This window comes from Algoriphagus sp. AGSA1, from assembly GCF_021390545.1.
GTDB lineage: Bacteria > Bacteroidota > Bacteroidia > Cytophagales > Cyclobacteriaceae > Algoriphagus.
In genome coordinates this window covers 33,358-53,468 of sequence record NZ_JAJUWR010000030.1, presented here as the reverse complement: position 1 = coordinate 53,468, position 20,111 = coordinate 33,358, and the positions used below count along the sequence as shown (strand labels likewise).

Below are 20,111 nucleotides of genomic sequence, written 5' to 3'. Positions count from 1 at the left end.
GCATACTGGGATTATCCTTCTACATTTATTTAGTGACTCATCTATTTGTCCTCATACCACGCTCTTTAGATGTTCTTGTTTACCCATTAAAGACATGTTTTTCAGCTGAGAAGGTAAATCCAAATTGCCATAATCCCGAGCAAGCCCATTAACCAGATTATCCAATAAGGTTTTCGTTTCAGTGGGTTTTTCCCCCAGAAAGCCAAGGTAAGCTTCATCATCAGCGGTCTATTCTTTGCAATCCAATTGTAGCCGTGATCACTGATTGACTGAAATAGCTCTGATTTTAGATACCAGCGATGCCAGTGTTTTTTGGATTTGGGGAAATACCAGAACGTCCTATAGGCGGAATCCGGTCCACTAAAGACAGATCCATCAGTCTCGATCAACCGGGATGCTTTTTTAAACTCTTTGAGCGGAATATCAGGGAAGTCAGAGGCTATTTCCTGGAAAGTTTTATAGGTCAAGCCCTTCGTTTTGCTTTTCCATAAGGTAATCCAATATTTGCAAAACCCACATTCCCCATCCCAGATAAATAAAGGCTGAGCTGGTGGGGTTTGTGTTTTTTGGATGTAGGCAAACATAGGAGGAGATATAAAGTAAAAAGATGTTGGCTGACATATATTCTACGGATTTCAACGCTGATTGATTTGGGGTTCTTATCCTTGGTCAGGGGAAATATTGTTTTTCATTGATAATCAAGGTCTTGGTCGATCGATCTTAAGCTTATGGATGATCGAAAAGATTTATTGATCGAAGTGCACCTTTCACGTATTGTTTATTGTCTTTATTCATTGATGGGTATAAATAATTAATCATCAATTCTTCATCATTTAAACTCCCAAACTGCTTACTTTTGCAGCATTCAATTATTGATGAATGTTATTAGATTTACTTACCGCGATGCTTTGGAGCATTTCCCCTTTTGGGGAGGCTAAAGTTGGAATTCCTTACGCCTTACTGAAGGGCGTGAATATTTATCTGGCGTTTTTTTGTTGCTTTTTGGCCAATGTGTTGATTTTCCCGATCATGAATTTCTTTTTTGATGTAGTCAACCGGTATTTTTTGAAGTGGTATTATTACAAGAAGGCTGCGATTTTTGTAGGCCGCCGCGCAAAGGCGGGAGCAGGCAAAAACGTTAAGAAATATGGTTTTTGGGGTCTGATGGTTTTTGTAGCCTTGCCTTTTCCGGGAACCGGTGTATATGTAGGGAGTATTGCCGGCTATCTGTTTGGACTGGAACGGAAGAGGGCATTTTTAGCAAATGCAGTTGGTATATTCATCTCCTGTGCGATTATTTGGGTGGCTACTTTGACCGCTATGCAGGGATTTAACAAATGAGAAACTGAGGCAATTTGGGACAAACGGCGCTTCCCGTGCAATAAGAACCTTGTTGTCGAGGGCTGCCTTAATTTTAAGCGCGTTTACTTTGGAAGATGAGCTATCAGTTCCACCTCTAATTTGGCACTTTCCATATACAATCTATCAACTTGCACCCAAGTCGCAGCGGGAAAATCATTGTTGTAGTATTTCTTGCGGGCTTGGTTATGTTTTTTCATCGTTTCGATATCAGTTGTATATAGATTTTCTTTAACGACATTTTGGAAAGTTGCACCGTAATTTTTCAGTGATGACGCCAATGCATTATAAACCCCTTCTATTCCTTCAGGGGTTAGTTCACTTGTCACGACACCTGAAATGTAAAGTATGTTGTCCACTTTTATTACTTGGGCGTAGCCCGCTACCGTATCTTGTTCTGTGTTATTCCAATGCCACTTGTCTTTTTTGATGTGGGATTGTGCCATTCCCAGATGACTGAGCAAAATGGCAAACAGAATTAAGAAGATTTTAGGTTTCATGTTTATTTGATTTATAGATGGTTATAGTATTAGTCCCGGATTTTCACAAAACAGTTAATGTTTTGTTGAGTTTGAAGACGGATTTCTCGCAATTCGGATGGCTTAAAAACCATTTGTATTCTCTAGTTCAAATTAATCTAGTAGAAATCCAGCTATTTTTGCCGCTTTTTCATTGAATTATTTTCGCCTTCCTTCCGTTATTTTCATCCTTGCCTTTCAACCTACCCAAGTATGGATTCCAAAATCTTCATTTGGGATTGGCGACGGGCAAAAGTATCTTTGTAACCTATCCATTAAAACCGAACTATTTTGGCAAATAAAACTGTAAAAGTGGGCTTAGTCCAGTTGAGTTGCTCTCCTGATGTGTCCGCAAATATGACTAAAACCATCACCGGAATACGTGAGGCTGCGGCAAAAGGAGCACAGGTAGTGGTGCTTCAGGAGCTTTTCCGCTCTCTATATTTTTGTGATGTGGAAGATTACGAAAACTTCAAACTTGCTGAAGCTATACCCGGTCCTTCTACAGAAACACTTGGTGATCTTGCCAAAGAGCTTGGTGTAGTCATTGTGGCTTCTCTTTTTGAAAAAAGAGCGGAGGGGTTGTATCATAATACCACGGCGGTTTTGGATGCGGATGGAGCCTACTTGGGTAAGTATAGAAAAATGCATATTCCTGATGATCCCGGATATTTTGAGAAGTTTTACTTTACTCCGGGAGATTTGGGCTATAAGGTTTTTGCCACCAAATTCGGAAACATTGGCGTACTGATCTGTTGGGATCAGTGGTATCCGGAAGCCGCAAGAATCACCGCGCTAAAAGGTGCTGACTTCTTGGTTTACCCTACGGCTATAGGCTGGCACAAGGATCAAACACCTGATGTCAATGACGAGCAGTATGGAGCTTGGCAGACCATACAGCGTTCTCACGCTGTGGCAAATGGCATTCCAGTAGTATCTGTCAACCGTTGTGGTAACGAAGGGGATATGAAATTCTGGGGAGGTTCTTTTGTTGCCAATCCATTTGGTAGAGTGATCTTCAAAGCAAGCCATGAAGATGAGCAGATCCATGTGGAGGAACTTGATTTTACCAAATCGGATCAATATCGTACCCACTGGCCTTTCTTAAGAGACCGTAGAATTGATTCTTACCAGCCCATTACCAAACGATTCCTAGACGAAGAATAGACATTTAATGACAGATATCTTTGCACTTGCCAGTTCGGGAACCAAAACTCCCGCTGAGTTGGGATATTATTTTCCTGCTGAATTTGCGCCACATACAGCCACTTGGTTGAGTTGGCCGCATAAGGAAGGTTCCTGGCCGGGGAAACTAGAGACCATCTTTGCTCCCTATTCTGAGTTTATCAAATACGTAGCATTAGGGGAAATCGTCAATATCAACGTGGCAGATCAGGCCATGAAGGATTTTGCTTTATCCCATTTGGAAAATGCAGGTGTAAACTTGTCGAACATCCGTTTTCACTTTTTTCCGACAAATGACGCCTGGTGTAGAGACCATGGCCCGGCTTTCCTGATCAATCCGGATGCCGAGGTGAAGAAAGTATTGGTGAAATGGAATTACAATGCATGGGGAGAGAAATATCCACCGCATAATCTTGATAATCAAATTCCTATCAAAATTGCTGAGGAGCTTGGGATCCCCTGTTTCAAGCCGGGAATTGTCATGGAAGGTGGGGCAGTGGAATTTAATGGGAAAGGTACGCTCTTGACATCTGAGGCATGCTTACTGAATGAAAACAGAAATCCACACCTAAAGCAGGATGAGATTGAGCGATATCTGCAGGATTATTATGGCGTGAAGCAAATCCTTTGGGTAGGAGATGGGATTGTCGGTGATGACACTGATGGGCATATAGATGATATTACGCGTTTTGTGAATGAAGATACCGTGGTGACCGCTGTGGAAAAAAACAGAGCAGATGAGAATTACACACTTCTTCAGGAAAATTTGGGGAGATTGCATAAAATGCGATTGGCAGATGGTAAACAACTCAATGTGATAGAATTGCCTATGCCTGCTCCTGTTATCTGGGATGATCAGCGACTTCCGGCTTCCTATGCCAATTTCTATATTTCCAACCATGCGGTGGTGGTGCCTACTTTCCGGGACGCCAATGATCAGATAGCGTTGGATATTATTACGGATTGCTTTCCTGACAGAAAGGTCGTTGGAGTTGACTCTACTGATATTATCTGGGGCCTGGGTAGTTTTCACTGCCTGAGCCAGCAGGAACCGGCGGTTTAGTAAAAATCAAGTCTCCCGCAAAGGCACAGCGGCGCAATGAAAATTGTGTGTTCAGCAGTAATTTGGCTAAAGCCAGATAGGAATTTCGGATTGTTAAACCTCCAGCTGAAGCAGGAGGGAATTGATGCTAATACGATTTAACTATTTATAAATATGGATACTATCAAAAATTGGTATTTGCTTGATTCTGAGGAAGAATATGATCGTGCGGTTGCTCGATATGAAGAGCTAAAGACCACGAAAAAAGGCGAGGAAGAGCATAAGGAAAAAATGCTTTTGGTGCATTTGATTTCTGATTATTAAAGCAAACAATGGGACTTGCCTGAGGTAGATCCTGTAGAAATGATCAAAATCAGAATGGAGGATTTTGGGTATAACGCTTCAACTCTAGCAAGAGAATACGGAGATAAAGGGACAATCAGTAAAGTACTGAACTATAAACAGTCACTTTCCTTAACGATGATCAGGAAATTTAGCCATCTCCTCAAGATACCTGCTGAATGGCTGATTAAAGAGTATCCTTTGAAAAAGGCTGTATGAAGAGAGGATAGCGATTGTTTATTTCGAAAGACTTTCTATCAGCTCCTCTGGAGTTATCACTTGTAAATAAGGTTTGGAGAGTTTTAGAAAATCACGATCAGAGGTTAGAATTGCATCCATATGGTGATTGAGGCACATAAAATAATGGATGGAATCTTCTATATCTGTGTGCATGGATTGGATTGCTGACAGGATTGGATTTTGATCTCCTTCAACCAGTGTGAATTTCTCACAAATCACACCTATTATTTCTTTGCAAATAGGAAGATCTTTGGCTTGCTTAAGGTAATAAGCAGAGGTTTGAATAACTGAGATGGTGACATAACCTTGAATTTGATTTCTATCCAATTTTTCAAAAATTGAATTTATTAAATCTTGCTTTGGGCTTCTTTCCAAAAAAAAATCAAGAAGGATATTTACATCAAAGAAGATCTTCATAGCCCATTTTTTTCGCCTTGGCTTTATAATACTCCTCTTTCCAGTCGTAATCTCCAGGATACTCCACCTTTGATTTCGGCAATGATTTCATGTATTCCACCAAGCTCATTCCATTTTTTAATTTGGGTTTGGGTTTCACCAAAGTTTCAAAATGCTCTTCTACCAAGCTAGAAATACTTGTGTCATTTTGGTCTGAATAGGTTTTGATCTTCTCCAGCAAATTTTCCTCAATCGTGATGTTAAGTCTCTTTTTCATTTTTTATGCGCATGATCAAGTGATTATACGCATAAATATATAAAAAAGGTTTTAAATTATTGATAATCAGGGTGTAGAGCAGTGTCTAATTTTCCAATATTTCAATCCGCCCCGGCGGACAAGTTCTTCAAATCAATTAATCAACTTGGATCCACATCCACCACAAACCTCACCGAGCGAAATTCCGGTCTGGATTTCAGTTCCTCTGTGATTTTCCAAAGGTGTTCTTTAAACACCACAGGAGTATTCCCTGAACGATCAAGTTTGATCAAACTCTCAAATTGATATTGATTCTTGATTCTGGCAATTATGCCCTTTTCCGGACCAAGCACGATCTTTTTAATCGGGATCTCCGCCATTCCATGATGGAGATTCAGCGCTGCTTTTTCGGCTACTTTATAATCGGTATGTCGGGTAGTAATCTTCACCAATTTCACAAAAGGGGGATAATAAAACTTCTTTCTGTCGTGGATTTCATGATTGAAAAACTCGAAATAATCACCCTTGATCACCTGGGCATACAGCTGTGTTTCAGTATCTCTGGTTTGTACGATTACCTGTCCTTGGGCATCTCTTCTGCCGGCTCTACCGGCTACTTGGGTGATTTGCTGAAAGGCCCTTTCTCCGGCCCGGAAGTCGGGGAAGTTTAAGATTCTGTCCCCATCCCATATCCCGACTACCGTCACCCGGCCAAAATCCAGCCCTTTGGTGATCATTTGGGTTCCGACTAAAATATCTAGGTTTCCTGATCCAAATTCGTCCAAAAGTCGTTGGTATCCATGCTTGTTTCGGGTGGTATCCAAGTCCATTCTTCCGATTCTTGCTTCCGGGAAGAGCAAGCTCAGGGATTCCTCAATCCGCTCCGTTCCCATACCCATGGTGGTCAGTTGGGTACTTCCACAGGCAGGGCAGGAGCTGGGCACCTTTTCCTTGTACCCACAATAATGGCATCGGAGTTCTTCGGAGAACTGATGGTAAGTGAGGCTGACGTCGCACTGCACACACTGTCCTGTCCAACCGCAATCCTCGCATTGGATATAGGGGGAATAGCCTCTGCGGTTTTGGAAAATCAACACCTGTTCTTGCTTTGTCAGAGCGTCCTGAATTTTCTCTCTTAGAATTCGGGTGGTGTCAAGTTTGAGTAGGTTTTTCCGTTTATCTGCCGCCATATCGGCAAGATGGAAATGAGGCATGCTGGCATCACCAAAGCGATGGGTCAATTCCACATATCCGAATTTGCCCTGGCTGGCATTGAAATAGGATTCGAAAGAAGGTGTGGCAGAGCCCAAAAGTGTCCTTGCCTGGTGAAAATGGGCAAGCATAATCGCAGCATCACGAGCTTGGAATCTTGGTGCCGGATCAAACTGCTTGTAGCTGGACTCGTGCTCTTCATCTACAATGATCAGCCCCAGACTATCAAAAGGCAAGAAGATAGATGATCTCACACCCACCACAAAGGAAAACCTTCCACTTAAGACTCCATTCCAGACTTCCACGCGCTCATTGTCCGAATACTTCGAATGATAAACGCCCATTTGGCTTCCGAAGACCTTTTTTAGGCGGGTGACGATCTGGGTGGTGAGCGCTATTTCCGGTAAAAGAAGCAGGACTTGAGAACCGGAATCCAGCACTTCCCGGATCACCTGGATGTAGATTTCAGTCTTTCCGCTGCCAGTTACACCATGTAACAAAACGGACTGCTTGCTTTCGAATTGGTGCTTTATCTCTTCGAAGGCTGCCTGCTGGCTGATGGAAAGTGTGGCAGGTTCGGATTCGGGCTCTTCCTCAGCAAGACGATTAACTATCACCTTGAAAGATTCGAAGATGCCGTTTTTGATGAGTGTTTTCAGCGAACTTTCAGAGTCGCCTTCTTCCAGTAAAGTAGCCTTGTCAACGCCATTTGTATTGGCATTTGCAAGCTTCACGATAGGTACCTCACGAAGGTATTTGAGGAGGATTGATTCCTGCTTTGCTTTTCCTGATAAGGCTTCGAAAACTTCCTGCAAGGCGTTTTTGCTTGAAGCAATTTCCGGTGCCAGCCGAATTCTCGTTTCTACTTTAGGACTGTATTTCTCCTGGATTTTTTCAAAAATCAGAATAGCTTCTTTTTTTACCAGGCTTTTTAAGATAGGATGGATACTTTTGATGGAAAGGACTTTTTCGCAATCGTCGTATGAAAGCTCCGGTTTGTCTTCCAACGCATCCAAAATCATGATCTCTCGATCATCCAAAGGATACTTGCTTTCTTCTCTATCAAAATTTGGATTAAGCTGAACCTTGCTTTCACTGCTCAGGCGAAGTCCAGAAGGCAAAGCTGCGTGCATCACCTCACCGATGTGACAGAAATAATACTCCGCCATCCATACCCAAAACCGGATTTGGATCGGATTGACACTGGGCTGATCATCCAAGACTTCCAAAACCGGTTTGGCTTGATAGGCTTGAGGTGGCTTGTTATGGACTTTTCCTATGATACCGGTGAGGACTTTTTTCTTCCCAAACTGCACAATCACCCGTGCTCCCAGGTTTATCTGTGATTGCATAGCATGAGGAATGCTGTAAGTGAACATCCTGGGGATAGGTACCGGCAGAATAATGTCGGCGAAATTATTTCCGCTTTCGGGGGGGAACAAATCTTGACCTGCAAACAGACTTTCCAAGGATCAGGCTAAATAAGGGAGTTGAGAAATCGCCTCTTCACAAGTGCCTACCGGTTTTTGGCAAGCATGATCGAAGCAGACATAAATTAAGGCATTTCCTGCCGGATCAGGGGTTTTGTCGGAAAGAATTGCGGCATTTTCTGTCAAGGATTCTGAGAAAGCCAAAATCATGTTGGGGAGATAGGTTTTGTGAAACTCCCTTGCCTTTTCTGTTGCTCCTTTTCCTACTATAGCCACTTCGGCTGTAGGCACTAGTTTTTCCAAAAACAGACTTGCCCAGTTGCACAGAAATGCTGGCTCCTGGAGGATCAGTTCTTTCATCCCGCCTAGCATTTTGGAAGCGATTTTCGTGTATTTTTCTTCATAAGTGAAAAGCGATAGTCGATGGAGATTTCTGGCCATTATGGAATTGGACGCAGGTATCACATTATCGAAAAGTTCCTTTTTATTTGCGATGAGTTTTTCAGCTTTGGGATTGTTGAAAAAGAAAAAGCCATCGGTCTCATCGTAAAATTCCGCCAGACATAAGTCCGTCAGAGGTCTGGCAAAATCCAGCCAGCGTGCTTCCCCAGTAGCTTCGAATGCCATTAAGGATGCGCGGATCACAGCTGCATAGTCTTCCAGAAATCCGGGTGTATAGGCTTTTCCTTTTTTATAAGCCCGGTGTAAAACCCCATCAATCACTAAGTTTTTTTTCAGAAATTCCAGATTGGCTATAGCCAGGTCCAACATGCTTATTTCTCCTGTGGCACGATAGGCTTGGATCAGTCCCGCACTCATCAGCCCGTTCCACCCACTGAGGATTTTGTCGTCTTTCCCGGGCCAGACACGTTGATTTCTAGCTTCCAGGAGCATGTCCTTTATCTCTTGTAAGTTGACCTTAAAGTCATTCAAGTCCATTCCAAACTCGGTAGCTATAGTCTGCTCATTCTCAGTTTGAAAAAGAATATTCACTCCATCCTCCCAGTTTCCTCCTGGCTTGAGGTTGTATAGTCTGCTAAACCATGGGAGCTCCTCCGGAATCAACGCTTTCAATTCTTCGTATTGCCAAACATAGAATTTGCCCTCCACTCCTTCCGAATCGGCGTCCTGTGCCGCATGAAATGCCCCTTCAGCCGTTAGCATTTCTGCTTTCAGCCAACCGACTGTTTCTGTGACTTTCTCCTTGAAAAACCTGTCACCGCTTCCCTGGAAAGCTTTTGCATACAATTCCAGTAATTGCCCATTGTCGTAGAGCATCTTCTCAAAGTGCGGGGCAAACCATTCTCCATCCACAGAATAGCGTGCAAAACCACCTCTTAACTGATCGTAGATTCCACCCATTCCGATTTTACGCAGGGTAAAAAGTACTTCATTGATAATCTTCTCGTCCCGATGAAGCAGCCCATAATCCAACAGAAAGCTCCAAATCGCAGGCATGGGGAATTTCGGTGCCCGTTTCATTCCTCCCCATTCCGGATCCTGCTGGGCAGTAATCTTAGCGACGATTTCTGCAAGTTCGTCTGGATCTAATTCCTGCTCACCGGTAGAAATACCATATTTCTCAGTTTCTTTTCTGTTTAGGCTTTTTCCAAACCCCTCTGCACTCTCAGCCAGTTGATCTTCGTGCTTTTCAAAAGCGTCCGCAATGTTTGCCAGGAGACCTTTCCATTGTTGGTTTGGGAAATAGGTTCCACCGTAGAAAGGTTTTTGGTTCGGCATCAAAAAAACATTCAGCGGCCAACCGCCTTGTAATCCCATCGCCTGCACGGCATCCATATAAATGTTGTCAATATCAGGACGTTCTTCTCTGTCGATCTTGATGCAGACAAAATGAGCGTTCATCAGCTCGGCCGTAGCTTCATCTTCAAAGCTTTCCCGCTCCATCACATGGCACCAGTGACAAGCAGAATAACCAATAGAAACCAGGATCGGCTTATTTTCGCTTGTTGCCTTTTTCAGAGCTTCAGGTCCCCAAGGAAACCAATCTACCGGATTGTGGGCGTGTTGGAGTAGGTAAGGACTTTGGGAATGTATAAGGCGATTAGACATGGTGGATTGGTTAATTAGAAAGTGGTAAGGTTGTAAAGTTTTAAGATGAAAAGGATTAATAAATGTGAAGAATTGGAGGGTACGCCTAACACTAAGGGCATCTCGTATATCGTATTTCGTAAATAGTTCATAAATCACCTACCCAAGTTGTGTGGTAACATTCTCCATCTCCTTTGAAAAATCAAATTCCCCGTTCAATCGTTCCAGCTTTTGCAGAAGATTGCGGAGGAATTTGCGATGTGCATCACTTTTGGGATTGAGTGGGCGATGGGCTAGCTCTTGGTTGATCTTGTGAATCTGTTCGGTTTTGTGTCTTGTTTCTTCAGAGAAATTCGAGTTTCCCCATTTTTTCCAGATGTAATTTTCTGCTTCAACGCTGGGGTGAATTAGGTCTTCTTTGTAAAAGCGATAGTCGCGCAATTCATCTATAAGAATTTCATAGGCAGGAAAATATATTGTATTACTAAATCTGTTTTCTAGTTCATGGCAAAGAACCCGGAGAAGGCTTTTGCTGAGCTGGTTTTCCGGAATCCCGTCTTTGATATGTCTGACAGGACTCACTGTCAAAATGATTTTCAACTCAGGATTTATCCTGGAAATATTGCCGAAAACATGGCTCAGGTGGGAAACCATCTCCTCGAGAGGCACAAGTTTTTTTCTGAACAGCTTTTGTGGAAGCTTATGGCAATTTGCGACTCTTCCAAATCCCTCTGTTTTGTAAATCCATGAAGTTCCCAATGTCAAAATAGCATGCGAGCCGTTTTCCAGATAATCTTTTACCACGGCAAGCTGGGTATGGTACTTTTCTGCAAGCTCCTCCCGGGAAAAAGCAAAAAGATCTGAATGTGCGCCTAAGTAGTAATATACACCATCACGCTCTATAATCCCGTTTTCTTCCGCTTTGTCCAGGAGTGTTGCGTGATCCAGAAGATCCCCCAAAACCATGGGGTGAAAGATTGTTCCAAATGGATTGACCAAGCAATCAAATTTGTGAGCTAACATTTTCTGACCTATAGTCTGTGCAAAGCAGGAACCCAAACTTAGGATTTTGCTCTGATGTGAAATAGGGAAGGGAGATTCCGGGATTGGAAAAGGTGCGAACCATTGCATAACACGAAAATAAGGATTTGCGATGGATTGTTTTAACCACAGGGCACACAAAGGTTTTCAAGCAGGATCCAAAGAATTATTTTGGCTTCTGCTGTAGTAGTTGCCTGATAGTTGTCCTGCTTCTCCAGAAGCTGGACTTGCTTCCGCCACTGTTCGTGTATTCGAACGGTTTTAAATCTACTATTTTATTTTTTTAAATATTTTTCAGCAATTCTGTGATTTTTCCAAATTACTATAGACTAATAGTGAAAAGAAGCCAAATGAGTAAAGAGGAAGAGTTCGTAAATCTTATCCATGAAAATCAGGGACTGATCTATAAGATTACGACTATTTACGCCAAGGAGAAGCCAGAACAAGATGATTTATATCAGGAGATTGTGTATCAGACCTGGAAGTCCTTTGCGCATTTCAAGAAAGCTTCCAAGCCCAGCACCTGGCTCTATAGAGTGGGAATGAACACGGCAATTACTCATTTGAACAAAAACAGAAGAAAGTTAAACACGATGCCTTTTGAAGAGGTCAACCTTCAGTTTATTGACGATACGGATCCGGAGAGGGAGGAGAGAATCCAACATCTCTATGATCAGATCAGGAAGCTGAATCTGCTGGATCGTGGTATTATATTTCTCTATTTGGAGGGGAAAAGCCATGAAGAAATAGCGGAAATATCCGGAATCTCAGTGAGTAATGTAGGTACTCGTATGTCACGCATTAAAGCCAAGTTAAGGTCAGAAATCACAATGAAAACAAGTTAAGCCATGGAACTAGAGGAAATGAAATCCCTTTGGGCTGATGTCAGTCTTCGGGTGGAAAAACAGGATAAAATCCAAAAGGAGTTACTCCTGGAGATCACAAGACAAAAATTCAGGAATAAACTGAATTCTATCAGAATACCGGAAATATTGGGGTCTTTCGTATGCGTCGCCTATGCCATGTATTTATTGTCTCATTTTGGGGAGTTAGAGCTGTGGTACAATCAGGTGTTTGCTCTGATCAGTATTTTTATCTTAATAGCACTTCCCACGGCAAGTTTAAATGCTATTAAAAGAATGAGAAGCTTGCGCCCAGACTCAGATGCCCCTGTGGTATTGTTACAAAAGTTTACAAAGAGTAAAATTTACTTTTTCAAATTACAGCATTACGGGATAATCTTTGGAGCTGTTCTCATGTTCACAATTCTGCCTCCTTATGCTGAGTTGAATGACTCAAAAGGTATTACAGATCCTTTGTTTTGGATGATTTTTATCCCTTCTGGCCCTGTGTTGATGTATCTCATAAGCCGGTGGGTGCTGAAGAAGTATAAAGGTGTGATAGCATCCTCAGAAAACATTCTTAGGGAAATAGAATGAAAAAAGCGGATTAGAAATCCGCTTTTCCTGTCAGACTGAGCCATCCGTTTTCCAATGAACTGAAAGTTTTTTTCTGGCTAATTTTAAGCGCGTTTGCTTTCCCTTTTCACTGGCGGACAGATACTCAATGAGACTTATGGTATTGCGGATCAGGCTCTCTTTGATTGTTGTGCCTGTTCTCCACTTTTCAGTTCTTCCCAGAGTCGCTTCACCTGTAGATCACCATAGCCATAAATAGCATGCTTGATATGGAATGCCCGAAAGATTTTTCCGAAGTCATCTGTTCCCAGTTCAGCAGCTATTTTTTTCAGGGCGGCTTTGGGTTTGCCTGGATAATCCCCATGTGCAATTGATTCTTTCCAGGCTACTACCGCAGGATATAGATAGGGGATTTCCGGCATAGTCTGATGCGAAAGAGTCAGAGCTTCGGAAATATCCTCTTTTTGGTAAATTTTCCACATATCAGCCAACACATGTCTTTCGTTGGCTGTGAGCGGTTTGGCGTCTCTGTAAGCTTGTTCTAGTTGCACCTCCTTCATCCCACCAAATCCTTCGATCAAATCGGTGGTGGGGGAAACCAAGAAAACGGGACCTTTATGTTTTTTGAGCAAATGAACAGTGAACCATAAGTTTACCTGACAAAAGAGATCGTATTCGAACCAGAGATATACTTCTGTTCCCGATGTGGCAGTCATTATTTTTTCAAACTCGGGCACCACCTGTGTGAAGTAGTCTTCTCGGGATGCCTCAGGATAATTCATTGTGAGAAACCTTTCCCGGATCACCCAGAGCTCTTCTGTGGAATCTGATTTTACAGGGCCATCTACCAGAGCTTCCCTGACGATTGCGATTCTCCCAGGAATGCTGGCAGGGAATGTAGATGCTAGCGCGTCACCATTTAAAACATGTAGCATGGTCTTGTGTTTTTTGTCCTTAATAAATTTATGGAAGTACAGCTCATTTCCCTAGTGGATTTTCGTCTATACTTTTAAAATCCCTTCATTAAAGACATTTTTTTTAATGTGAATGTTTCACTGGTTGTATGTTGACACCATACCTCATTGTACATCAGCTTAATAAAATTGGAAGTGATGTATTCTCTGGCAGTGGGAGGGGAATCTTAGGGTGGGGTTTTTGTCTTCCGGAAGGCAGGACAGTTCCATGGCAGAAAAGAATGGACATAAAAGCCGTGAAAAAGAGCTTGCATGGGGAATAACTCAAGAGTCGCACGGAGGAAAGATTGTCTGTGGTGCGACCCGCCTGCCGGCAGGTATGGCCTGTAAAAGTCAAATTATAAACACATGAAATCAAGCATGTCGCAGGCGACACACAAAGGGATGATTATTCCCCGGGCGAGATTCCATGTGACCATTGAAAAACAATTATAAACACATGAAATAGGATAGAAATCAAATAGGATAAGCGGATAATTTCAAAATTTCTGAATATTCCCCTTCAATCTGAAGGTTAATATCCCGATATCTTAGATTCAAAGTGTCTTTTCACCACTTATCTTAATCTGACCATGTTGGAAAATAGAATTTAATAATTTGGTGTGACCAAAATATATCAAGATGAAATTAAAAGTTACTAAAATTATTGCCTTGGCAATAGCGCTCAGTTTTTCTGGGACAGGGTTGTTGGCTCAAAGCACCTATCAAACACCTCCACAATCCATTGCTGATCTGGCAAATGCTTCCAGTACTCCATCTGTGAGATTCAGCAAAACCGGGGCTTGGATGCTTGTGATGGAAGGGGCTGACAATCCTGGCATAGAGGTGCTTTCGCAACCGGAACTGAAAATAGCAGGTATGCGCATCAATCCTGCCACTTCTGGCCCAAGCCGGGACAGAGGAATAGAAAATATTATAATCAAGCATACCCAGTCAGGAGAAGAAAACCAGATATCTGGCCTGCCTATGCAGCCGCACATGGGGGGATTTAGATTGTCCAATGATGAAAAATACCTGGCTTTTACACAGACAGATGCAGATGGTATTAGTTTGTGGATGGTAGATATGGCCACCTATTCTGCCAAGAAGCTGACGGATAAAATCATCAATGACATATATGGTAATTCTGTGCTTTGGACTCCTGAGAATAAGTTGTTGGTCAGGGCCGTGAATCCTTACCGCGGTTCAATTCCTAAAAAGCCCTCTGCGCCTGCAGGCCCTATAATACAGGAGACTACCGGGGACGCGGCTCCTAGCCGAACCTATCAGGATCTGCTTGAAAATCCATACGATGAATCACTTTTTGCCTACTTTATGGATTCGCAACTTATGGAGGTGGATTTAGAGGGCAACAAAAGAGCCATAGGTATGCCTGGTATGATCAAATCAATGGATCTCTCCCCTGATGGAAGCTATATTTTAGTGAGTTTGATCAGAAAGCCCTTCTCTTATTTGGTACCTGCAAATAGATTTCCTTACGATGTGGAGATCTGGTCAAAAGACGGCGGCAAAGTTAAAACAGTAGCTGAAATCCCCTTGGATGAAAATAGACCTACGGGATTTGATGCTACGGTAACTGGTCCGAGAAATATCAGCTGGAGAGCAGATCAGCCAGCAATGCTGTATTGGGTGGAAGCCCAAGATGGGGGAGATGCGCGCATAGAAATGGAAGAGCGGGAGATCATCTATACATGGAAGGCTCCATTTGCAGGTGAAAAGCAAAAATTGGCCACTTCTTCCTATAGATTCGCGGGGATTGACTGGTCCGATGATTCATTTGCGATCATGGGCGAAAGATGGTCTAAAACCCGCAAAGACTTACGGTCTGTTATTAATCCATCTGATCCTTCCCAGCCTAAGCAAGTGATCATAGAACGCTCTTTTGACGATTTATACAATAACCCGGGAGATCCTGTGATGACTGAAAATGAGTTTGGCAGGAATGTATTGCTGAGAAAAGGCGATCTGGTGTATATGACCAGTCCAGGAGGGTCACCTGAAGGGGACATGCCTTATTTATCTACTTTTAATACTAAGACCAAGAAAGAGGAGATACTTTGGAGATCAGAGGCTCCTTACTATGAGCGTGTGGCCAAGGTGCTGAATGATGATGCGACTGAGTTTATTACTTTAAAAGAAAGCACAGACATTCAGCCCAATTATTGGCTTGTGAACAGAAAAAAGAGGATTGCCCCCCTTCAGCTAACCGATTTTGATAACCCATACGAATCCATAAAAGGGATCCAAAAGCAGCTGGTGACCTATAAAAGAAATGATGGGCTCAACCTGTCGGCGGTAATCTACACTCCTGAGGGCTTTGAGCCGGGAAAGGACGCTCCGCTCCCTGTTTTGATGTGGGCCTATCCTAGAGAGTACAAATCCAAAGAAGTGGCTGCCCAGGTAAGAGGTTCCCAATATGCCTTTACGCGGGTGAGTTATGGGTCTCCGCTTTTCTGGGTGACGAGGGGGTTTGCTATCATGGACAGGACTGAGATGCCCATAGTAGGGGAAGGGGATAAGGAGCCAAACGATTACTTCATAGATCAGTTGGTAGCAAATGCTGAAGCCGCAATAGATGAGATAGTGGATCTGGGCATAGGTGATAGGGACAGAATTGCGGTGGGAGGACATTCGTATGGTGCGTTTATGACCGCTAATTTGCTGTCCCACACAGATCTGTTTGCTGCGGGAATAGCTAGGAGCGGAGCTTACAACAGGACATTGACCCCTTTTGGATTCCAGTACGAGCAAAGAACCTATTGGGAAGCTCCTGAGGTTTACTTCAACATGTCCCCATTCTCCTTTGCCCATCGGGTAAAAACACCTATCCTGCTAATTCACGGACAGGCGGACAATAATTCCGGTACTTTCCCGATTCAGTCGGAGAGATACTATAATGCATTGAAAGGTCATGGGGCTACTGCCAGACTGGTGTTCCTGCCAAATGAAAGTCATGGGTATGCGGCCAAAGAATCCATTAACCATATGTTGTGGGAAATGGATGCTTGGCTGGAGAAATATGTAAAAGATAAAAATAAGCTAGAAACAGCTAAGTGAAAGTTGAGTATAAATAGAAGTTGTAAAGGCCTCCTGAGATGTATCAAAAATCGGGAGGTCTTTTTTTGAGCAATAGGAGTTTTTGAAGAAGGCTAATCCTTACAAAACTTATTTTTACCAAAAATCAAAAATATGGTGTTTTTTAACCGGTTTTTAAATGGTTTACATAATATTTTCTAAATTTACGTTCGTATAATCCCAAATATTAAACAAAAAAGTGTTCGCTTTTGAAAAAATGGTTGTTGCATTTTTTTTCTATTTGATCGGGATCGGACATTTATAATAGAGCTATGAGAAGTTATTTAGATAATAAGGCAATCATATATTTCAATTGCATACTACCGATTGGCCATCCACACTCCACAAGAGTTTAATCCTTTCCAATCCGAATTTCAGATCATAAAGACAATGCAGTTTCAAAGTGGAGCTGTGCTTATTTATCAATTAATTAAAACTTATGAAGAAAGTATTACTTAGTTTGCTCTTCGGGTTACTAGTAACTGTTTCGGCTTTTGCCCAAAGCAAAACAGTGACAGGGAAATTAGTCTCCGCCGAAGACCCAGAAGGACTCATAGGAGTCAGCGTTTTAGTAAAGGGTACTACTATAGGGGCAGTTTCTGATCTTGATGGTACGTATTCCATTGAAGTTCCTCAGGGATCAACAACCTTAGTCTTTAGCTACATCGGTTATCTTGTCCATGAAGAAGTGATTGGAAACAGGTCTGTAGTAAATGTTACCATGGAAACAGATGTTCAGAATCTAGATGAAGTGATCATTGTAGCTTATGGAACTGCTGATAAAGGAAACTTTACCGGTTCTGCCGTGTCTCTAAAAGGTGATCAGATTGCAAATCGCCCAATCAACAATGTGGTTAATGCGATAGAGGGTCAGTCACCCGGAGTGATTACCACCTCTGCATCAGGTCAGCCTGGATCCACTCCTGCAGTTAGAATTAGAGGTATAGGTTCAGTAAATGCATCCAGTTCTCCTCTTTATGTAGTGGATGGGGTACCGTATGATGCAAATATTTCAAATTTGAACCCGGAAGATATTGAAGACATGACTATCCTTAAAGATGCATCTTCTACTGCATTATATGGCTCCAGAGCTGCAAATGGTGTGATTATGATAACTACAAAAAAAGGAAAATTAAATAAACCAAACTTTACTTTTCGAGTTCAACAAGGTACAGCAAGCAGAGCATTGCCTGAATATGATCGTGTAAATGCTGATCAGTATTACCCTCTTGTTTGGGAGTCATTGAGAAACAGTCAACTTACCGGTGGAGAAGACGCAGCAACTGCTGCCACATATGCCTCAGAAAATTTGATTGATGTTTTGGGATACAATATTTATAACGTTCCAAATGACCAAATCGTAGGTGCTGATGGTACATTGAATCCATCTGCTGTAAATAATTTCCAAAGTTTAGATTGGTTTGATGATGTAGTAAGTAGAGGGGGAAGATCTGAATACAATTTGACTTACAGTGGTGGATCTGGTAAGACTGACTATTTCGCTTCAGCTGGTTATTTGAATGAGAAAGGATTTATTATAAACTCAGATTTCGAAAGATTTACTGGACGTCTGAATATCAACACACAGGCAACAGATTGGTTTAAAACTGGCATTAATCTTTCCGCTACTATGAGTGAAGGCAATAATGCCAGAACAAGTGGAAGTACCAGTTATGTCAATCCTATGTTCTTCGCAAGAAATATGGGGCCTATTTATCCGGTATACGCACAAACACCAATGACTGGTGGCTACGTGTTGGATGAATTTGGGAATAGAATATTTGATACAGGTGATTTAACTAATCTGGATCTTCCTAGAAGAGGTCCTGGGGGATCTGCGGGGCGCCATGCTTATCAAGAAGCTTTGCTTAACGTAGATCAAATTGATAGAGATGTAATTTCTGCTCGTGCCTATGCAGAAGTTACCTTCTTGAAGCACTTTGCTTTGAGAACTAATATCGCTACTGATGTGACTTCTCTATTGGATATTGGATATGACAACCCGATTGTAGGTGATGGAGCTCCTGCTGGACGTACCAATCGTGCCAATGCTCGTACCAATTCATATACATTTAACCAATTGTTGACCTATACTAATACATTCAATGAAAAGCATTTTGTAGAAGTATTGGTAGGGCATGAGAACTATGATTATAAATATAACTACCAATACTTAGCTAAGCAGGATCAGATTTTGGAAGGAAATATTGAGCCAGGAAACTTCGTGACAATTAGCTCAGCAAATGGTAGAGTGGATAGACACAGAATAGAATCTGTGTTTTCCAGATTGAATTATGTGTTCGATGACAAGTATTCAATCTCAGGATCATTCCGTACTGATGGATCATCAAAGTTCTTTAGGGATGTGAGATGGGGGAATTTCTATTCTGTGGGTGCTGCTTGGAATATCGATAAGGAGAATTTCTTCAATGTAGAGTTCTTTGATATGTTAAAATTAAGAGGATCTTACGGTGAAGTAGGTAATGACGCAATTGGTGGGTATTATCCTTGGCAGGCACTATATGATTTAGGATTTAATAATGCCTCTGAGCCTGGTATTTTGCAGGCAAGTCTTGCTTCTGAAGATCTGGAATGGGAGTCAAATAATACCTATGATATAGGTTTGGATTTTGCTTTTGGCCGTAGATTCTCAGGAACTTTAGAATACTACAGCAGAGAATCTCAAAACTTACTTTTTAATGTTCCGTTATCATTGACGACTGGCCTCTCAAGCAAGCCTCAAAATATTGGCACTTTAACCAATACAGGTATTGAATTCAGCATTCAAGGAGATTTGATTAGAACAAACGATTTCACATGGACTGCAAATTTGAATATATCAACATTCAAAAATGAATTCAAGAAACTTCCTTTTGATGAGCAAATCGTTGGAACCAAGAAATTTATGGTTGGAAGATCAATCAATGATTTTTGGCTGAGAGACTGGTATGGCGTAGATCCAGAAACTGGTGAAGGCTTATTTAGAGCAGAAGAATATGAAGAAGATGATGTGACAACTAAAATAATAGGACAAGATACAGTCACCACAAGACAGAATAATGCTAGATTCCATTATGCTGGATCTTCTATCCCTGATTTCTTCGGCGGCCTTACCAATACTTTCAGATACAAAGGGTTCACTTTGAATGTTTTGGTTTCATACGCAGTAGGAGGTGACGTATATGATGGTATATATGGTAGCTTGATGAGTGCTGATCCCGATGGAAATGCACTTCATATGGATGCATTGAACAGATGGCAAAACCCAGGTGATATTACAGATGTACCTAGAATGGATGTGACCACTTCCGCCCAGTCTAACGCATCTTCCGATAGATGGTTAACTGATGGGTCTTATCTTAATTTACGATCAATCAACCTGAGTTATAGTTTACCAAAAACACTGTTGCAGCGAATTAGTGTAGCAGGTGCTTCCATATATGTGGCTGGAGAAAACTTAGGATGGATGTCAGCTAGAAAAGGAATGTATGTATCAGGGGATTTTGGTGGTACTACCTCTAATACCTATACTCCGGCAAGAACCTTTACGGTTGGTCTTAACGTCAACCTTTAA

17 protein-coding genes are annotated in these 20,111 nt (G+C 42.1%); 9 read left to right on the top strand and 8 right to left on the bottom strand.

The window, feature by feature from the left end:
- Positions 1-101 precede the first annotated feature (101 nt).
- Positions 102-584, bottom strand: coding sequence for a thiol-disulfide oxidoreductase DCC family protein (locus tag LZF95_RS20705; protein WP_233757052.1), 483 nt, complete (start codon positions 582-584; stop codon positions 102-104).
- 295 nt (positions 585-879) lie between these two features.
- Here LZF95_RS20705 and LZF95_RS20700 point away from each other — a divergent pair, with 295 nt between their 5' ends.
- Positions 880-1,341 carry a small multi-drug export protein gene (locus tag LZF95_RS20700; protein WP_233757050.1) on the top strand — a complete coding sequence of 154 codons (462 nt, stop codon included), beginning with the start codon at positions 880-882 and terminating at the stop codon, positions 1,339-1,341.
- Positions 1,342-1,424: 83 nt separating this feature from the next.
- Here the strand turns inward: LZF95_RS20700 and LZF95_RS20695 are convergent, their stop codons facing one another.
- The gene (locus LZF95_RS20695; protein WP_233757048.1) at positions 1,425-1,859 is read right to left on the bottom strand and encodes a RidA family protein; all 435 of its coding nucleotides are present in this window, start codon (positions 1,857-1,859) and stop codon (positions 1,425-1,427) included.
- Between the two features lie 309 nt (positions 1,860-2,168).
- On the opposite strand from LZF95_RS20695, the gene LZF95_RS20690 reads away from it, so the two are divergent.
- The 4 genes from LZF95_RS20690 to LZF95_RS20675 all read left to right on the top strand — a co-directional run bounded on the left by LZF95_RS20690 (position 2,169) and on the right by LZF95_RS20675 (position 4,665).
- Positions 2,169-3,044: a carbon-nitrogen hydrolase gene (locus tag LZF95_RS20690; RefSeq protein WP_262912294.1), complete on the top strand. Its 876-nt coding sequence runs from the start codon at positions 2,169-2,171 to the stop codon at positions 3,042-3,044.
- 7 nt (positions 3,045-3,051) lie between these two features.
- Entirely contained in the window at positions 3,052-4,125 is a 1,074-nt protein-coding gene (locus tag LZF95_RS20685; RefSeq protein WP_233757046.1) for an agmatine/peptidylarginine deiminase, read from the top strand.
- Between the two features lie 153 nt (positions 4,126-4,278).
- Complete coding sequence (locus LZF95_RS20680; RefSeq protein ID WP_233757045.1) at positions 4,279-4,428, top strand: hypothetical protein; 150 nt, start codon at positions 4,279-4,281, stop codon at positions 4,426-4,428.
- Positions 4,429-4,467: 39 nt separating this feature from the next.
- On the top strand, positions 4,468-4,665 hold the full coding sequence (locus LZF95_RS20675; RefSeq protein ID WP_233757044.1) for a helix-turn-helix domain-containing protein: 198 nt from the start codon (positions 4,468-4,470) through the stop codon (positions 4,663-4,665).
- An 18-nt stretch (positions 4,666-4,683) separates the two neighbouring features.
- On the opposite strand, the gene LZF95_RS20670 is transcribed toward LZF95_RS20675, so the two are convergent.
- From LZF95_RS20670 to LZF95_RS20650, 5 genes are all read right to left on the bottom strand, one after another.
- Entirely contained in the window at positions 4,684-5,103 is a 420-nt protein-coding gene (locus LZF95_RS20670; protein WP_233757043.1) for a type II toxin-antitoxin system VapC family toxin, read from the bottom strand.
- The gene (locus LZF95_RS20665) at positions 5,087-5,359 is read right to left on the bottom strand and encodes a DUF6364 family protein (protein ID WP_233757042.1); all 273 of its coding nucleotides are present in this window, start codon (positions 5,357-5,359) and stop codon (positions 5,087-5,089) included. Before LZF95_RS20665 ends, LZF95_RS20670 begins: the two co-directional genes overlap by 17 nt.
- 140 nt (positions 5,360-5,499) lie before the next feature.
- Positions 5,500-8,019, bottom strand: coding sequence for a primosomal protein N' (gene priA / locus LZF95_RS20660; protein ID WP_262912293.1), 2,520 nt, complete (start codon positions 8,017-8,019; stop codon positions 5,500-5,502).
- Between the two features lie 3 nt (positions 8,020-8,022).
- Positions 8,023-10,050: a thioredoxin domain-containing protein gene (locus LZF95_RS20655; protein ID WP_233757041.1), complete on the bottom strand. Its 2,028-nt coding sequence runs from the start codon at positions 10,048-10,050 to the stop codon at positions 8,023-8,025.
- 138 nt (positions 10,051-10,188) lie between these two features.
- On the bottom strand, positions 10,189-11,160 hold the full coding sequence (locus LZF95_RS20650; RefSeq protein ID WP_233757040.1) for a GSCFA domain-containing protein: 972 nt from the start codon (positions 11,158-11,160) through the stop codon (positions 10,189-10,191).
- A gap of 260 nt (positions 11,161-11,420) precedes the next feature.
- On the opposite strand from LZF95_RS20650, the gene LZF95_RS20645 reads away from it, so the two are divergent.
- A complete protein-coding gene (locus LZF95_RS20645; RefSeq protein WP_233757039.1) occupies positions 11,421-11,915 on the top strand; it encodes an RNA polymerase sigma factor in 495 nt (164 codons plus the stop codon).
- Between the two features lie 3 nt (positions 11,916-11,918).
- Entirely contained in the window at positions 11,919-12,509 is a 591-nt protein-coding gene (locus LZF95_RS20640) for a hypothetical protein (protein WP_233757038.1), read from the top strand.
- 149 nt (positions 12,510-12,658) lie between these two features.
- Here the strand turns inward: LZF95_RS20640 and LZF95_RS20635 are convergent, their stop codons facing one another.
- Positions 12,659-13,423: a DUF1835 domain-containing protein gene (locus LZF95_RS20635; RefSeq protein ID WP_233757036.1), complete on the bottom strand. Its 765-nt coding sequence runs from the start codon at positions 13,421-13,423 to the stop codon at positions 12,659-12,661.
- 660 nt (positions 13,424-14,083) lie between these two features.
- On the opposite strand from LZF95_RS20635, the gene LZF95_RS20630 reads away from it, so the two are divergent.
- Together LZF95_RS20630 and LZF95_RS20625 are read left to right on the top strand one after the other, a co-directional pair.
- Positions 14,084-16,519 (top strand): S9 family peptidase, encoded by a 2,436-nt coding sequence (locus tag LZF95_RS20630; protein ID WP_233757034.1) that lies wholly within the window; start codon positions 14,084-14,086, stop codon positions 16,517-16,519.
- A 457-nt stretch (positions 16,520-16,976) separates the two neighbouring features.
- Entirely contained in the window at positions 16,977-20,111 is a 3,135-nt protein-coding gene (locus LZF95_RS20625; protein ID WP_233757033.1) for a TonB-dependent receptor, read from the top strand.

Excerpts from the sequence above, each read along its gene's own strand:
- LZF95_RS20650 (WP_233757040.1), bottom strand. The coding sequence starts at position 11,160 with ATGCAATGGTTCGCACCTTTTCCAATCCCGGAATCTCCCTTCCCTATT.
- LZF95_RS20640 (WP_233757038.1), top strand. The coding sequence starts at position 11,919 with ATGGAACTAGAGGAAATGAAATCCCTTTGGGCTGATGTCAGTCTTCGG.
- LZF95_RS20670 (WP_233757043.1), bottom strand. The coding sequence starts at position 5,103 with ATGAAGATCTTCTTTGATGTAAATATCCTTCTTGATTTTTTTTTGGAA.
- LZF95_RS20700 (WP_233757050.1), top strand. The coding sequence starts at position 880 with ATGTTATTAGATTTACTTACCGCGATGCTTTGGAGCATTTCCCCTTTT.
- LZF95_RS20625 (WP_233757033.1), top strand. The coding sequence starts at position 16,977 with ATGAAGAAAGTATTACTTAGTTTGCTCTTCGGGTTACTAGTAACTGTT.
- LZF95_RS20665 (WP_233757042.1), bottom strand. The coding sequence starts at position 5,359 with ATGAAAAAGAGACTTAACATCACGATTGAGGAAAATTTGCTGGAGAAG.
- LZF95_RS20695 (WP_233757048.1), bottom strand. The coding sequence starts at position 1,859 with ATGAAACCTAAAATCTTCTTAATTCTGTTTGCCATTTTGCTCAGTCAT.
- LZF95_RS20685 (WP_233757046.1), top strand. The coding sequence starts at position 3,052 with ATGACAGATATCTTTGCACTTGCCAGTTCGGGAACCAAAACTCCCGCT.
- LZF95_RS20630 (WP_233757034.1), top strand. The coding sequence starts at position 14,084 with ATGAAATTAAAAGTTACTAAAATTATTGCCTTGGCAATAGCGCTCAGT.
- LZF95_RS20680 (WP_233757045.1), top strand. The coding sequence starts at position 4,279 with ATGGATACTATCAAAAATTGGTATTTGCTTGATTCTGAGGAAGAATAT.
- LZF95_RS20635 (WP_233757036.1), bottom strand. The coding sequence starts at position 13,423 with ATGCTACATGTTTTAAATGGTGACGCGCTAGCATCTACATTCCCTGCC.
- LZF95_RS20705 (WP_233757052.1), bottom strand. The coding sequence starts at position 584 with ATGTTTGCCTACATCCAAAAAACACAAACCCCACCAGCTCAGCCTTTA.
- LZF95_RS20675 (WP_233757044.1), top strand. The coding sequence starts at position 4,468 with ATGATCAAAATCAGAATGGAGGATTTTGGGTATAACGCTTCAACTCTA.
- LZF95_RS20645 (WP_233757039.1), top strand. The coding sequence starts at position 11,421 with ATGAGTAAAGAGGAAGAGTTCGTAAATCTTATCCATGAAAATCAGGGA.
- LZF95_RS20655 (WP_233757041.1), bottom strand. The coding sequence starts at position 10,050 with ATGTCTAATCGCCTTATACATTCCCAAAGTCCTTACCTACTCCAACAC.